The sequence below is a fragment of the Streptomyces sp. NPDC050263 genome, from assembly GCF_040655955.1.
GTDB lineage: Bacteria > Actinomycetota > Actinomycetes > Streptomycetales > Streptomycetaceae > Streptomyces.
This window is the reverse complement of the sequence record NZ_JBFAKW010000069.1, coordinates 36381-50093: the sequence shown is the minus strand read 5'-3', so window position 1 is coordinate 50093 and position 13713 is coordinate 36381. Positions and strand designations below refer to the sequence as shown.

The 13713-nt window shown below is 72.4% G+C and carries 13 protein-coding genes; 7 read left to right on the top strand and 6 right to left on the bottom strand.

What is annotated here, in order from left to right; translation table 11 throughout:
- Nucleotides 1–91 precede the first annotated feature (91 nt).
- Nucleotides 92–1015, bottom strand: coding sequence for a DUF4429 domain-containing protein (locus AB0J04_RS27535; RefSeq protein ID WP_363171241.1), 924 nt, complete (start codon nt 1013–1015; stop codon nt 92–94).
- Nucleotides 1016–1215: 200 nt separating this feature from the next.
- On the opposite strand from AB0J04_RS27535, the gene AB0J04_RS27530 reads away from it, so the two are divergent.
- Together AB0J04_RS27530 and AB0J04_RS27525 are read left to right on the top strand one after the other, a co-directional pair.
- Nucleotides 1216–2505: a hypothetical protein gene (locus tag AB0J04_RS27530; protein WP_363171240.1), complete on the top strand. Its 1290-nt coding sequence runs from the start codon at nt 1216–1218 to the stop codon at nt 2503–2505.
- A 150-nt stretch (nt 2506–2655) separates the two neighbouring features.
- Complete coding sequence (locus AB0J04_RS27525; protein WP_363171239.1) at nt 2656–3189, top strand: DoxX family protein; 534 nt, start codon at nt 2656–2658, stop codon at nt 3187–3189.
- A 96-nt stretch (nt 3190–3285) separates the two neighbouring features.
- On the opposite strand, the gene AB0J04_RS27520 is transcribed toward AB0J04_RS27525, so the two are convergent.
- Nucleotides 3286–3534, bottom strand: coding sequence for a hypothetical protein (locus AB0J04_RS27520; protein ID WP_363171238.1), 249 nt, complete (start codon nt 3532–3534; stop codon nt 3286–3288).
- Nucleotides 3521–5131, bottom strand: coding sequence for a PspC domain-containing protein (locus AB0J04_RS27515; protein ID WP_363171237.1), 1611 nt, complete (start codon nt 5129–5131; stop codon nt 3521–3523). The genes AB0J04_RS27520 and AB0J04_RS27515 overlap by 14 nt, the downstream gene beginning before the upstream one ends.
- Before the next feature lie 179 nt (nt 5132–5310).
- Between AB0J04_RS27515 and AB0J04_RS27510 the strand changes: the two genes are divergently transcribed.
- The 4 genes from AB0J04_RS27510 (at nt 5311) to AB0J04_RS27495 (ending at nt 9158) form a co-directional block, all read left to right on the top strand.
- A complete protein-coding gene (locus AB0J04_RS27510) occupies nt 5311–6603 on the top strand; it encodes a PspC domain-containing protein (protein ID WP_363171236.1) in 1293 nt (430 codons plus the stop codon).
- On the top strand, nt 6600–7346 hold the full coding sequence (locus AB0J04_RS27505) for a response regulator transcription factor (RefSeq protein WP_363171235.1): 747 nt from the start codon (nt 6600–6602) through the stop codon (nt 7344–7346). The genes AB0J04_RS27510 and AB0J04_RS27505 overlap by 4 nt, the downstream gene beginning before the upstream one ends.
- Nucleotides 7347–7446: 100 nt before the next feature.
- Entirely contained in the window at nt 7447–7971 is a 525-nt protein-coding gene (locus AB0J04_RS27500) for a SigE family RNA polymerase sigma factor (protein ID WP_363171234.1), read from the top strand.
- Between the two features lie 137 nt (nt 7972–8108).
- Entirely contained in the window at nt 8109–9158 is a 1050-nt protein-coding gene (locus tag AB0J04_RS27495; protein ID WP_363171233.1) for a hypothetical protein, read from the top strand.
- Between the two features lie 13 nt (nt 9159–9171).
- Here AB0J04_RS27495 and AB0J04_RS27490 read toward each other — a convergent pair whose 3' ends face one another.
- Nucleotides 9172–10257, bottom strand: a complete 1086-nt coding sequence (locus AB0J04_RS27490; RefSeq protein ID WP_363171232.1) for an NlpC/P60 family protein — start codon at nt 10255–10257, stop codon at nt 9172–9174.
- 474 nt (nt 10258–10731) lie between these two features.
- Here AB0J04_RS27490 and AB0J04_RS27485 point away from each other — a divergent pair, with 474 nt between their 5' ends.
- On the top strand, nt 10732–11085 hold the full coding sequence (locus AB0J04_RS27485) for a hypothetical protein (RefSeq protein ID WP_363171231.1): 354 nt from the start codon (nt 10732–10734) through the stop codon (nt 11083–11085).
- Here AB0J04_RS27485 and AB0J04_RS27480 read toward each other — a convergent pair.
- Together AB0J04_RS27480 and AB0J04_RS27475 are read right to left on the bottom strand one after the other, a co-directional pair.
- Nucleotides 11063–12025: a tellurite resistance/C4-dicarboxylate transporter family protein gene (locus AB0J04_RS27480; protein WP_363171230.1), complete on the bottom strand. Its 963-nt coding sequence runs from the start codon at nt 12023–12025 to the stop codon at nt 11063–11065. The two genes, AB0J04_RS27485 and AB0J04_RS27480, sit on opposite strands and share 23 nt — an antisense overlap.
- A gap of 416 nt (nt 12026–12441) precedes the next feature.
- Nucleotides 12442–13686 carry an NlpC/P60 family protein gene (locus AB0J04_RS27475; protein ID WP_363171229.1) on the bottom strand — a complete coding sequence of 415 codons (1245 nt, stop codon included), beginning with the start codon at nt 13684–13686 and terminating at the stop codon, nt 12442–12444.
- Nucleotides 13687–13713: the final 27 nt, after the last annotated feature.

Here is a 13713-nt window from a genome sequence, read left to right as displayed (position 1 = left end):
AAGTACGTCCAGTACGAGGACTTCCGGCCGGCACACCGAGAGCACGCACCGGACGCCGCTCCTTGACGGGCGAACGTTGCCTGCCGCGGCACTAGAAGCCGCGGAGCACGACCGCCTTCGTGCGGGCGAACTCCTCGTCCGTGAGCACCCCGTCCCGGTGCAGCTCGCCCAACTCGCGCAGGCGACGCAGCAGTACGTCGTGGTGGTCGGCCGGGGGCGGGACGGAGGCGGTGAGCCGACGCCCGCGGTCCGCGTCCCGGTTCTCGTCCGCCTGCCGGAGTTCGTCCTCGTCGTCGGCGCGCGTGCGTGCCGAGGGGTGCGGGAGACGGGCGGTGACCGCGGTCGCCACCAGCGCGGTCAGCAGGTCCCGGCTCACGTTGCCCCACAGGTCGAGCGCGTACGGGTCCTTCTCCGCGGGCAGTTTCGAGAACACCGTCTCGCGGGTCACGAAGCGCAGGAAGCCGTCCTCGTAGCCGGAGTTGGGCAGCCACTCGACCTGTACGACGTCGCGGACGTTGATCACCCGTGGCCCGGTCGCCCGCTTCACCCGGTCCGAGGTGTCCGCCCAGTCGACCCGCACCTGGACGCCGTCGAAGGAGACGATCCCGTCGGAGGAGCGCACGGACACCGGGACCGGCGGACCCGGCAGGAGGTAGGCCTTGGTCGGCTCGCCCGGGACCTGGTCCAGCAGCAGCGCGTGCCGGATCTCCTCGGCGAGGTACTCCGCGACCCCGGAGCGGTCGATGTCCACGGTCAGCCGGTAGGGGTCGGCGGCGTCGGGCAGCCGTCCGCCGGTCGCCTGCAACAGCGGATCGGCCCCTTCGCGCAGCCGCATCCGCAGCCGGCCGCGCTTGCGTTCGGGCTCGTAGACGATCCCGGCGACCGCCTCCAGGGGCACGGCGATCTCCCCGTACGTCTGCCGGAACAGCGGCACGGAGCGGTGCAGCCCCGGCGTGATCCTGACCGTCGTGCCGTCGAAGGCCCAGGTCCCGTCACGCTGGATGATCTCGGCCATACGGAAATTCTCGCAGCCGGGTCAACACTGCCCGCACGGCTTCACCCGCCCTGACCAGACCTGGCGGAAACGGAGGGTGTGGCGTAGGGCACAATTCGCTGTCATCGCAGGGGAGTTGTTCACAGGGTGGCGGCAGGGGTCCTCACGGGGTTCCCAAGGGCCGCCATCCGATCGGGTAGCGGGGAAGGCAGGCGTCGGACGTGGCGGTGCAGGAGGCGAGACAGGGCGTGCATCCCGGCCCGGGAGCGGGCGCGCACGACGGTGGCTGTGCCTGCGGGGACTGCCCGCACGGGGCGCGCGAGGGGCATCGGCGCGCGGTCGCCGCGTTCGTGGTGAAACGGGAGGAGTTCGCGGCCGGACAAGGCCTGCCCGCCGCCGTCGCGCACTCGGCCTCCGCCTCGCGCCAGTGGGTCTCCGAGGAGCTGGCGCAGTCCGCGGAACTCGTCGCCGAACGCGGCCGCGCCGAGGGCGAGGCCTGGCTGGCCCGGCTCTGGCTCCGCACGGCGGTCACCGTGTGGGCGGCCGTCGTCGCGCTGTTGCTGGTCCAGTCGCTGACCGCCATCGGCGCGGGCTGGACCACCGCCCGCACGGCCGGACTCCTCGCCGCGTTCGTCGTCGCCGGCGCGCTGACCGCCGCCTCCTGGTTCCACCGGGCGCGCGGCGGGGCGCTCGCACCCGTGATCGGCGAGGACAACCGCCTCTCCACCTCCCGCGCGATCGCCGCCGCCTGGGTGCTGCTCGTGGCCTACGCGGTCCTGGTCCTGGTGGGCCGCCTCGCCGCCGCCTCCGGCCACGCCGAACGCGACGCGCTGATCGCCGGGCTCGACCTCGCCCGGGGCGCCGGCATGGTGACCGTCCTCGCCGTGGTCTGCGGGATCGCGGTGCTGGTCCGCCGGGTGGTCGGCCTGCGCGTCCTCTCGCAGCGGCTCCAGAAGGTCCGCGCCCACCGGCCCCGGGCCGCCGACCTGCTCACCGACGACGTCGGCCGCGGCACCTTCGCCGACATCCAGTACGTGGTGATCGGCGCCGTCGCCCTCGTCTTCGCCGCGGTCCGGCTGGCCCGCCGGCCCGACCAGCTGCCCGACCTGCCTTGGGGTCTGGCGGTCGTGGTCCTGGTCTCCGCCGCGACCTACCTGGCCGGCAAGTACGCCGAGGGCGGCCGACCCGTCATCCTCTCCGTGGTCCGCTCCCGCGAGGCCGGCGACCTCGACGCCCCGATCCGCACCGGCGACGACATCGAGATCCGCGGCGCCGGTTTCGTCCCGCCCGGCGCCCAGACCGCCGACCGCCTGTCCCGCATGGTCGTCCGTATCGGCCCGGTCCACGTCCACGTCCCCCTCGTCCCGGTCACGGGGGGCTTCAGCAACCCCGCCGACGCCGTCCTCACCGTCCCCGTCCCGGCCGATGTGGAACCGGGCCGGGTGGACGTCCAGGTCGTCACAGCGGCGGGAGCGGAGACGAACCGCTACGCGATCGACGTCACGGAGTGAACCGGGCGGTCGGCGCGGCGGTGTGAACCGACGGGGCCGGGTGAACCAGTGGGGCGGAGGAGCCGTGCAGACAGTTGAGCGCGCCCCCCATTTCGTACGTATGGTCTGTTGAGGGGTCCCACCACTCCGGGCGAGAGGCGGCTACGGGCGATGACTCACGGCATGCGGGCGGACACCTATCCCCCCAATCTCGACGGCGGCGGCCGCGACTGGCGGGACACCGCCGCCCGGTACGCCCTCCTTCCCCTGCGCGTCTTCCTCGGCGTCACGTTCATCTACGCCGGCCTCGACAAACTCACCGACAGCGCCTTCCTGAAGGACAGCGGCGCGGGCTCGATCGGCGAGACCATGCGCGCCGTCCGTGACTCCTCGGCCATCCCGGCGCTGGTCGACATGGCCCTGAACAATCCCGTCGCCTTCGGCTACGCCATGGCCTTCGGTGAACTCGCCGTCGGCATCGGCGCCCTGCTGGGCATCCTCACCCGGCTCGCCGCGCTCGGCGGCGCGCTGATCTCGCTCAGCCTGTGGCTGACGGTGAGCTGGGCCTCGGATCCCTACTACTACGGCAACGACCTCCCCTACCTCATGGCCTGGCTGCCCTTCATCCTCGCGGGCGCTCCGCTCCTCTCCCTCGACGCGCTCTGGCGCTCCAGGCGACGGCAACGGGCGGGCGGCCTGAGCTAGCCGTACTGCCTGGTTACCGTCTGGTACTGCCTGGTGCCGCCCTGGTGAGGCGGGCGGCGGGCCGGGCGTGGCCGGCGTCGCGGTCAGGGATCACCGTCAGGGCGGTGTCGTGCTCGTGCCGGTCGACGCCCGGGCGGTCGCGCGGGACGGGCCGCGCCGTCTGCGTATGCTCCGGGCCACGACGCCCGTCGCGCCCGCCAGGAAGAGGCCGGCCATGACCACCGGGATGACCACGAACCACGGCGTCTCCCAGGCGCCGCCCGCGTCACCCACGTAGATGACGCCGGCGAGGGTGAAGAAGGCGCCGGCGACCAGCCTGCCGGGCCGGAACTCATGACGCAGCACGGGCCACCTCCGCCTGTCCCACTCCGACCTCGAGGTCGAGTTCGATGGTCCCCGCGTCCGCCTTGCCCGTGACCGGTTGCAGGGTCACCTCCTTGTGCTTGCCCGGCTGCACGTCCACATCCTTCTCGTCGTCGCCGGGCAGCTGGATGTCTCCCAGCCCCACGTCGATCCGCGCCTTCACGATCACGTCCGGCGGCACGATCACCCGCAGTCGGCCCGCCCCCACCTCGGCGTTGGTGCTCACCGTCTGCCCCTTGGCCAGGTCCAGCCGGGACAGGTCCAGGGTGCCCTCGCCGGTGCCCAGGTCGTAGGCCGTCCGCACCTGCGCCGCCGCCGTGGGCCGCCAGGTCGTGTCCCTCCAGTGCGTGCCGATGTCCTTCGGCAGGACGGCCGCGCCCGCCAGCAGGCCCGCCGTGACGATCGCCAGGAACACCGACCCCGCGCCCGTCCGCCCCAGGAACGAGCTGATCGCGATGCCTCCGCCGAGCACGATGAGCGCGGCTGCCAGGCCCGCCTCCAGGCTGGTGCCGAGCGGATGGTCGTCCCAGGCGAGCCGGGCGACGAGGCCGCCCGCCAGCACCGCGAGCAGGAAGAGCCAGCCGCCGATCCAGCGGGGGTCGCGCGGTCCGGCGTACGCCTGGCGCGCGGTGCGTATGTCATCGGGGCGGCGCTTGTGGCCCGTGGGGTCGACTCTGACGGTCGCCGTGATGTCCCGGCCGTGGGCGTCCCAGGGGCCCCACAGATAGCCCGTGCCGCCGTCGTGGGTGCCGTCCTTGACGATGGGGTCGCGCCACCAGGAGAGGTAGGCGGCGGGCACCGGCGGCGCCTGGGCCTCCGGCGGCGCGTCGGCCACCGCCTGGGCGGCCAGCGGGTCGGGGTCGGAGGAGTCCCGCTGCCGGGACCAGTACCCGGCGCCCGCGAGGAGCAGGGAGAGGACGACGGCGAAGGTCAGCACGCTGCCGTTGTTCAGCATCGACAGGAACACCCCGCAGCCGACCAGCGCGAACAGCACCGCCGCGAGGGCCTGGCCGTCGACCCGGCCGGTCAGGAGCTTGCGCACCTCGTTCTGCTCGTTGTCGGCGTACGGGACGAAGAGCCAGGCGAAGCCGTAGAAGATGAGACCGATGCCACCGGTCGCGGAGAGCACGGCGAGCGTGATCCGGAAGATCACCGGGTCCATGTCGCACTGCCGCCCGAGGCCCGAGCACACGCCGGCGAGCATCTTGTGCTCGCGGTCCCGCCGGAATCCGGGCGGGGGGCCGGTCACGTCGGTGCCTTCCGGCGTTCCGGGTGCGCCCGGTGCCCCCGAGTTCGGTGTCCCTGGGCCCGGTGCCCGGGCGGCGATCGCGGCGGCTGTCGCGGCCTCGGTGGCGGCCTCGACCGCGGTTCGGTCGTCCGCCCCCTCGGCCGGGCCCTGTCCGCGTCCGGGTCCGTGGCCGTGTCCTTCGCCGACTTCCGGCTTTCCGGGCTCTCCCTGTTCTCCGTGCGCGCGAGGCTTTTCACCGGCCGTGCCCGAGGCGCCGGGGGACGGGACGGCCGCGTCGGGCGCGGTGCCCCCGTCCGGCTCGGCGTCTGCGGCGTGCTGGTGATCTGTCATGAGTCCATGGTGGCGGGCGAGCCGCCCTCGCGGCAGTCGGAATGACCCTGGTCGGACCCTGATATCGGCCCTGATCCGGGGCAGGGGAGGCGTTCGACGTGCGGGGGCCCGGAAGATCAGGGGCGTCTCGGGGACGAACCCTGATGCCCGGGCCGACCGCCCGTGTGACCATCGTTGGCATGCCGGAAGCCGCAACTGCGCCACTCGTCGAACCGCGGCCGCCGCGCAAGCTCTACCGCAGCAGTGACGGACGCTGGCTGGGTGGCGTGGCGCGGGGGCTCGCCGGGCATCTCGGGCTGCCCGTCGTGTGGGTGCGGCTCGTCTTCGCCGGCCTCTTCATGGCGGACGGCCTCGGCGCCCTGCTCTACGCGGCCTTCTGGTTCTTCGTGCCGCTCGGCGTCGGCGGTGTCGGCGACCAGAAACCCCCGGCGCTGGTCGCCACCGAGACCGCGCCCGACGGCCGCCGCAGGCTCGTCGCCCGCAAGCCGGACAAGGGGCAGATGGTCGCCCTGCTCCTCATGGTCGTCGTCGCCCTGGTCTTCGTCGGCAACGTGAATCTGGGCACCGGAGCCAAGGCGTATCTGCTGCCCGCCGTCCTCGCCGGCGCGGGCGTCGCCCTCGTCTGGCGACAGGCGGACAACGCCCGCCGGGCCCGCTGGGTCGAGGTCGGCCGCAGACGTCGCACGCTCACACTCCTGCGCGCGGGCGCCGGCGTCCTGCTGGTCACGGCCGGCGTCTCCGGCGTCTTCGTCCTGCAAGGCTCGGCCGCCCACCTCGGCTCCGTGCTCCAGGCCGCCCTCGCGGTCCTCGTCGGCATCACGCTCCTCGCCGGTCCCTACCTGGTCCGGATGACTCAGGACCTCTCCGAGGAGCGCCTGATGCGCATCCGCGCCCAGGAGCGGGCGGAGGTCGCCGCCCATGTCCACGACTCGGTGCTGCACACCCTGACCCTGATCCAGCGCAACGCGGAGAACGCCGGCGAGGTGCGCCGCCTCGCCCGCGCCCAGGAGCGCGACCTGCGCACCTGGCTCTACAAACCCGAGGGCACGGGAAAGGAGGAGGCCGACGAGCCGACCACGGTCGCCGACGCGGTGCGCCGCAACGCCGCCGAGGTCGAGGACAAGCACGGCGTCCCCATCGAGGTCGTGGTCGTCGGGGACTGCCCGCTCGACGAAGGGGTGGGCGCACAGATGCAGGCCGCGCGCGAGGCGATGGTGAACGCGGCCAAGTACGGTGGCGAGGGCGGCGCCGTACAGGTCTACGCCGAAGTCGAGGGAAGGACGGTCTTCGTGTCCGTCCGGGACCGCGGACCCGGCTTCGACCTCGACTCGATACCCGCCGACCGCATGGGCGTCAGAGAATCGATCATCGGCCGCATGGAGCGCCACGGCGGCACGGCGCGGCTGCGGGCGGTCCCGGGCGGCGGCACGGAGGTCGAGCTGGAGATGGAGAGGGCGGAGAACACGTCATGAGCGACCCGACCGAGACGAACGGCACGGCGGGAGCGGCGGAGTCGGCCGAGCCGGCGAAGACCTCCGGCGAGACGACGAGCGGGCGCCATGTGCGCGTGGTCCTCGTCGACGACCACCGTATGTTCCGTACCGGCGTGCAGGCCGAGATCGGCCGGACCGAGGAGACCGGTGTCGAGGTCGTCGGGGAGGCCGCTGACGTCGACCAGGCGGTCACGGTCATCACCGCGACCCGGCCCGAGGTGGTCCTGCTGGACGTCCATCTGCCGGGCGGCGGCGGGGTCGAAGTGCTGCGCCGCTGCGCCCCGTTGATGGCCGACGCCGAGCAGCCGGTGCGCTTCCTCGCCCTGTCCGTGTCCGACGCGGCGGAGGACGTGATCGGGGTGATCCGCGGCGGCGCCCGCGGCTACGTCACCAAGACGATCACCGGGGTCGACCTGGTGAACTCCGTATTCCGGGTGCAGGAGGGCGATGCCGTCTTCTCGCCCCGCCTCGCCGGGTTCGTCCTCGACGCCTTCGCCTCGACCGACGCCCCGCCGGTCGACGAGGACCTCGACCGGCTCACCCAGCGTGAGCGCGAGGTTCTGCGGCTCATCGCCCGCGGCTACGCCTACAAGGAGATCGCCAAACAGCTCTTCATCTCCGTCAAGACGGTCGAGTCCCATGTCTCGGCGGTGCTGCGCAAGCTCCAGCTGTCCAACCGTCACGAGCTGACCCGGTGGGCCACGGCACGAAGGCTGGTGTGACCGAAGGGCGCCCGCGCCCTTCGATGGAACCCCCCGGAGACCCCAGGTTGTCGAGTGGGTGACAGGGTCCTCGGACCTCACACTTCTGGGGGGAGCATCCGTGCGTGAGCGCGGTTCGGATCGCGACACAGAGTTCGGGGAGTTCGCGGCGGGGGCATACCCGTCGCTGCTGCGGACGGCGCGTCTGCTGACAGGGGATCGGCACACCGCCGAGGATCTGCTGCAGGCGGCTCTGGTGCGGGTCTATGTGCGCTGGTCCCGTTCGGCGTCCTGGGACTCGCCGCACGCCTACGCCCGCAAGGTCGTCGTCAACCTCTACGCGACCTGGCGCAGGCGCCGCTGGCACACGGAGGTGGTACGCCCCGAGGCGGACCACACCCCGGGTGCCGGTGACATGGCAGGGGAGGCGGAGACGCGTCTGGAGCTGGACCGCGCTCTCGCCGCACTGCCCCGTGCCCAGCGCGTCGTGGTGGTGCTCCGGTTCTACGAGGACCTGTCGGTGCAGGAGACGGCCGATCTGCTCGGCTGTTCGCCCGGGACGGTCAAGAGCCGTACCAACAGGGCCTTGGAACGGCTGCGTGCCATGGGTGCGCTGGCCGGGTACGCGGGAAGGGGAACGCGATGAGCGAGACGGCCCATTCGGAAGAGGAACTGCTCAGGCGGGGCCTGCACGAACTGGCGGAGGCGGACGCGTCTGCCGACGGACCGCCGCAGCCCACCGTCCTGATGGCACGGGGGCGCAGTGTTCTGCGACGCAGGCGCATGGCCGCCATCACCGCGAGCGTCGCACTGGTCGGTGTGCTGGGGGCGGGCGGCGTGTACGGAGGAGTGTTCGCCTCGGGGAAGGGGGACGGCGACAACCTCGCGGCGCACAGCGGCAGCACCAGGCAGGCGGTCTCCATCCTCAAAGACCTCCTTCCGGAAGGGAAGGTGAGCAAGGAACGGGAGATCAGGCCCAGCGACTCCTTCCGGGCGTATCTCGGTGGTTCCCTCGTCTTCGACGACGGCAAGGGTTCGGCGGCTGTCTCGGTCACGTTGGACAGGCTTGACGCGACGTGGTGGAACATGGCGAGCAGGGCCGCCTGCTGGGTCGGTGTCGCCGGCGTCGGCAGCTCGGGGCCCAGGGGCACGTGCACGGTACAGGAACTGGCGGACGGTTCCCAACTGACGCTCACGGAGTCGTATGTGGCGCCCTATCGCGACCAGGACCCGAAGATGTGGGAGGTTGAACTCATCAAGCCGGACGGATCGCTTCTCACCGTCCGCGAGTGGAACGCGCCTGGGGAGCAGGGCGCCGAGCCCACACGCGACGAACCGCCGCTGACGAAAAAGAAGTTGATCGAAATGGTGACGTCGAAGAAGTGGCAGGCAACCCTTGACTCCCTGCCCCGGCGGGGCGCGGAAGTCGAGGATGGCGCGTCGAGGAGCGACAAGATCCGGGCCACGGTGGCGCAGGTTGCCCCGCCGGGCGTGAAGGTGACCGTCTCCCCGACCGGCCCGGCCGGCATCATCGAGGTGGGTGTCGATGACGGCAAGGGCAGGGCGCTGCTCGAGGTCAACATCGGCTATGGGGGTAAGGAGAACAAGACCGGCCGCATGCGGTTCGATGAACGGGAGGGTGTCGATCCGTGGAGCGACGAGGGCACGCTGCGCCGGGCCGTCGGGGCCGTGCGGCCCAACGGCTTCGGGGTTGTCATCGCCGTGTACAACGCCGAGCACGTGTTCGGCAAGCCCACCCGTGCCACCCTGCCGCTCACCATGGAGCAGTTGAAGGACATGGCGGCCGACGCCGCGTGGGACAGCATCAAGTAGGGTGACCGCCCGCTCACACCACGCGCGTCGCCCCCGCGAACGGCATCTCGTCGATGGGGGCGACGCGCACCGGTGCCGACGGGTTCGGGGCGTGGATCATCCGGCCGTCGCCGATGTAGAGACCGACGTGGGTGATGCCGGAGTAGAAGAACACCAGGTCGCCCGGGAGGAGTTCGGAGCGGGAGACGCGCTGCCCGGCACCGATCTGGGCGTATGTGGTGCGGGGCAGGGAGACGCCGGCGGAGCGGTACGAGGCGAGGACGAGACCCGAGCAGTCGAAGGCGTTGGGTCCGGTCGCACCCCATACGTACGGGCTGCCGAGCTTGGAGTAGGCGTAGGAAACGGCGGCGGCCGCACGGGAGTTGGGGGCTTGGGCGGTGGCGGAGCCGGGCGCCTGGAGGTCGGCGCGGCCGCCCGTGGCGGTGCGTGAGGCGCGGTCGCCGGCGCCGCCCGTTCCCCCGCTCGTCCCCTCCGCGATCCGGGCCCGCTCCGCCGCCGACAGCTGGGACAGCAGGCGGCGGGCCGCGTCCAGCTTGCCGGTGACGGTCTCCTTCTGCGTCTTCAGCTCGGCCTGACGCGCCTTGAGGGAGGTCAGTTCGACGCGCGCGGCGCCGCGCAGCTGCTCGATCTCCCGCAGCTGTCTGCGGACCCGGGTGACGGCGGCCGACTGGCGGTCGCCGGCCCGCTCGGCGAAGGCGGCGCCGTCGAGATAGCCGTCGGGATCGTCGGAGAGGGCCAGCTGCACGGCGGGGTCGAGTCCGGTGCTGCGGTACTGCGCCGCCGCCATCGAACCCAGCGCCTCCCGCGCCGAGTTGAGCTTCTCCTCCTTGCGCGCCGCCTCGTCCCGGATGGTCTCCAGCCGTTGCTCGGCCGCGGTCGCCTTCTCCTGCGCGCCGTTGTACTTCTCGGTGGCGACCTCCGCCTCCTGGTACAGCTTGGCCACCTTCGCCTTGACCTCGGCCTGAGTCAGGTTCGGCTCGGCCTGTCCGGTCCCGTCGAAGGCCGTCGCCGTCGCCGCGCCCGCGAGGGCGAGGGTGAACGCCGTACGGGCCGTCTGGCCGCCGAGCGAGCGTTGTCGGGGCCTGCGGTGCGCTGCCACGTGGGACTGCACGTCCTTTCGTACGACCGCCTCGTCCGTTCGGACAGCCGCCGCCGGGTGACCTGTGGGCCGTCGTGGGGGAGCGGACGAACGGCCCGGGAAGCGGCTGACGCGTCCGGCGACGGCCCGCACGGGGAGCGGGGCCGCCGCCGGACCTTCTCGGCGGTGGTGGCCGACTGCCGCCCCTGGCCCGGGCGGCGGTGGGGAGCCGGTCACCTGGGGGAGGACGCTAGGCCCGGTGGTGTCGGTCGGGTAACGCGATGTGCGGAAGTGACTCGAGCGGACTGCCGGGTGACCGCACCTGTCCGAAATGCCGGACCGTGGCCGTCGGATTCATGTGGTGCGCTGACCGAAACGGCGATTTCGGGACAGGTCGGAGCGACAGGCTGCTATGGGGCGCATATATGCACATCCGGTCGGGTGGGGAGGGCCGGTGTCCGAGGGCCTGACCGCGGCTGATTAGCATCCGACCTCATGGACGTACTCATCCATCTTTTCGTCGGCCTGCACATCATCGGCATCGCCGCGCTGCTGGGCGGCTTCCTCACGCAGCTGAAGGCGATGGGCCAGGGCGCGGCCCGCTTCGTCCCCGCGATGCTGCACGGCGCGGGGACGATGCTGGTCACCGGCGTGATCCTGGTCGGCCTCAACCAGGCGGACGACCAGCCCGTCGACAACATCAAGATCGGTGTGAAGCTGGCCCTGCTGATCGTGATCCTCGGCCTCGTCTATGTGAAGCGGGACGACGAGACGGTGGAGAAGCCGCTGTTCGGCCTGGTCGGACTGCTGACCGTGACGAACATCTTCATCGCGGTGCTCTGGACCTGAGCGCGGCACGGGCCACGGTCACGGCCGCCGCGGCGACGACCAGCCACGCCGCCACCGCGACCCACAGCAGCACCTCCCCCGGCCCCCTCAGCCACGGGACGTCGACCGCGGCGGCCACGGACAGGGTCGCCGCGGCCGACATCCCCATCGGGAACACCGTCGCCCAGCGGCAGACGTCGTAGCGGGGTCGCGGCCGGCGCACTTCGGCGACGAGCAGGACGGCGTACCAGGCCAGGTCCAGCACCAGCAGCGCGACGGTCACCGTGCGCAGGACGTCGGTGTCGTCGTCGTTCCACAGGTACAGGCCCCCCACGTCCCCGGCGTCGGCCGTGAGGAGATTCGCCCCCGCGAGCGCCGAGATCGCCAGCGCGCCGCCCGCCACCCACTGGTCCCCGGCGCCCTCGGCCACCTGCCGCGGGTCGAACAGGACCAGGGCGACGCAGTAGAGCACGAGCCCGAGCCAGAACAGCACGAGCGCGGAGTGCGCGAGCCAGGCCGCCTCCTCCGCCTTCGCCACGACCGCGCCGAGCAGTGCGAGCCCCTGCGTGGCCACGCAGGCCAGGAACACCGCTCCAGGCATCCGCCGCCGCCACCGCCGTACGACGGTCGCCAGCAGCACCGGCCACAGCACCGCCGCCAGTGCGAGCAGCGCCTCGGCCAGGGTGTGCCGGCCGAGCATGCACACGCGCGTGCCGAGCACGGTCGTCGCCGCCACGGCGGTCAGCGCCCCCGGCGTCCCCGCCGCCGCCAGCGCCACCCAGGCGGCGCCCGCGAGCGCCAGGGCGACGCGGGACAGCGTCTCGTAGTCCGTCAGATGCAGGCCGACCGACAGGATCCCGGTCGCCATCACGGCGGCCCCGGCGGCCGGCTGCCGCCCCGCCCACCAGAGGCCCAAAGGGGAGCGGGGGGCGGAGGACGGGCGAGCGGGGGAGCCGGACATGCGGCGATGCTAGGGCCTGTCCGGCGGATCAAGCCGCAGGAAAGCAGCGGCTGCTGATCAGCCCAGGTGAGCGGGGTCTGGCGCGTCCAGCCGCAAGGCGGAGGCGGGCGTCGACGCGATGGGGGTTTCCCGCTCGAGCGAAGCCGAGAGCGGGGGAGTCGGCAACCGACGACAACGCCGCTGGGGTCCCCCCTCCGGGGGAGGGCGTGCCAGACCCCGCGTCTGCGGCATGATCCGCCGGGCAGGCCCTGGGGAGCACGGTGCGCCGTGGGCACGGGGCACGCGCGCGGGCGGCCCGAATTACGCGCGGGTGCAGGGCGCGGGGAGGGGCGTGCGGCCCACGCGCGGGTGCCTGGGTAACAAGAGGCCCACGCGCGTGTGCCCGAGAAACGAGGCCCACGCGCGTGTGCCTGTTCTCAGGCCGGGCGGACCACGCTGGGGATGATCGTCTCGCCGTCGTAGTGGACCGACTCCTCGCGCACGTAGGCGCCCGGCTTCGGGGCGTGGATCATCATGCCTTTGCCGATATAGACGCCGACGTGGCTGACGTCGTCGTAGAAGAAGATCAGGTCGCCGGGCCGGGCGTCGGCCAGGGAGACCATGGTGCCGGCGTTCATCTGGTCGTAGGCGGTGCGCGGCAGGGCGACGCAGGCGGCCTTCCAGACGGCCTGGGTGAGGCCGGAGCAGTCGTAGGAGTCGGGGCCCGTCGCACCCCAGACGTACGGCTTGCCGATCTGCGCGCGGGCGAAGGCGATCGCCTTCGTGGCCTTGGTGGCGTACGAGGAGTCCGCGGTGGTGGAGGCGGACGGGGAACTCGCGGTGGTGGAGGCGGACGAGGAGTCCGCGGCGGTGGAGACGTACGAGGAACCCGTGCTCGACGAGCCGCCGCCGCTCGCCTGCTGAGCGGCGGCCTGCGCCGCGGCCTGGTCCGCCGCCTGCTGCTGGGCCAGCTCCGCCGCCTTGCGCGCGGCCTCGTCCTGCTTCTGCTTCGCGATCGCGGCGAGGCGCGCCTTCTCCTGGGCCGTCAGCTGGGACAGCAGCTCGCGCGCGTCGCCGAGCTTCTTCTGGACGGCGGCCTTGGCGGTCTTCAGTTCGTCCTGCGAGTCGGTGAGCGTCGCGAGGCTCTCGGTGGCCTCCTGGCGCTCCTTCATCGTCGCCGACTGCTCGGTGACGTAGTCGTCCACCGCGCCCTTCTGGCGATCGGTCAGCCGGCTCGTCGGCTGGTTCTGGTCGAAGTGCTCCTGCGGGGAGTCCGCGAGCAGGAACGTCCCGGTGTCGGGTGCGGCGGCGCCGGTGCGGTACTGGGCCGCGGCGTGGGAACCCGGCTCCTCCCGCGCCTCGTTGAGCTTCTGGGTGCGCTGGGCGACGTCGTCCAGGAGGCCGTCGGCCTGTCCGCGCTGCTTGGTCGTCTTCTCCTTGGCGAAGTTGTACTTCTCGTCGGCGAAGTTGTACTTCTCGGTCGCCGACTCCGCCTGGCGGTAGAAGTCGCCGACCTTCTTCTCGACCTCCTCCAGGCTCGGCTTGCCGTCCTCCTGCGGAGCGGCGTTCGCCGTCTGGGAGAGCAGGGCCACGGAGGTGAGGGCGGCGGTGGCGAGAGCGGGCGTACGTATGCCTGCCGCGCGCGTGCCCGCGGAGCGCGACTTGCGGTGCTGCGACGCCAAGGGAGGCGACTCCTTCCAAGCGTCCGC

What these genes read in the sequence shown, in the direction of transcription:
- AB0J04_RS27480 (WP_363171230.1), bottom strand. Translation starts at nt 12,025, where the DNA reads ATGTCCGGCTCCCCCGCTCGCCCGTCCTCCGCCCCCCGCTCCCCTTTG.
- AB0J04_RS27515 (WP_363171237.1), bottom strand. Translation starts at nt 5,131, where the DNA reads ATGACAGATCACCAGCACGCCGCAGACGCCGAGCCGGACGGGGGCACC.
- AB0J04_RS27495 (WP_363171233.1), top strand. Translation starts at nt 8,109, where the DNA reads ATGGCCGCCATCACCGCGAGCGTCGCACTGGTCGGTGTGCTGGGGGCG.
- AB0J04_RS27510 (WP_363171236.1), top strand. Translation starts at nt 5,311, where the DNA reads ATGCCGGAAGCCGCAACTGCGCCACTCGTCGAACCGCGGCCGCCGCGC.
- AB0J04_RS27505 (WP_363171235.1), top strand. Translation starts at nt 6,600, where the DNA reads ATGAGCGACCCGACCGAGACGAACGGCACGGCGGGAGCGGCGGAGTCG.
- AB0J04_RS27485 (WP_363171231.1), top strand. Translation starts at nt 10,732, where the DNA reads ATGGACGTACTCATCCATCTTTTCGTCGGCCTGCACATCATCGGCATC.
- AB0J04_RS27525 (WP_363171239.1), top strand. Translation starts at nt 2,656, where the DNA reads ATGACTCACGGCATGCGGGCGGACACCTATCCCCCCAATCTCGACGGC.
- AB0J04_RS27535 (WP_363171241.1), bottom strand. Translation starts at nt 1,015, where the DNA reads ATGGCCGAGATCATCCAGCGTGACGGGACCTGGGCCTTCGACGGCACG.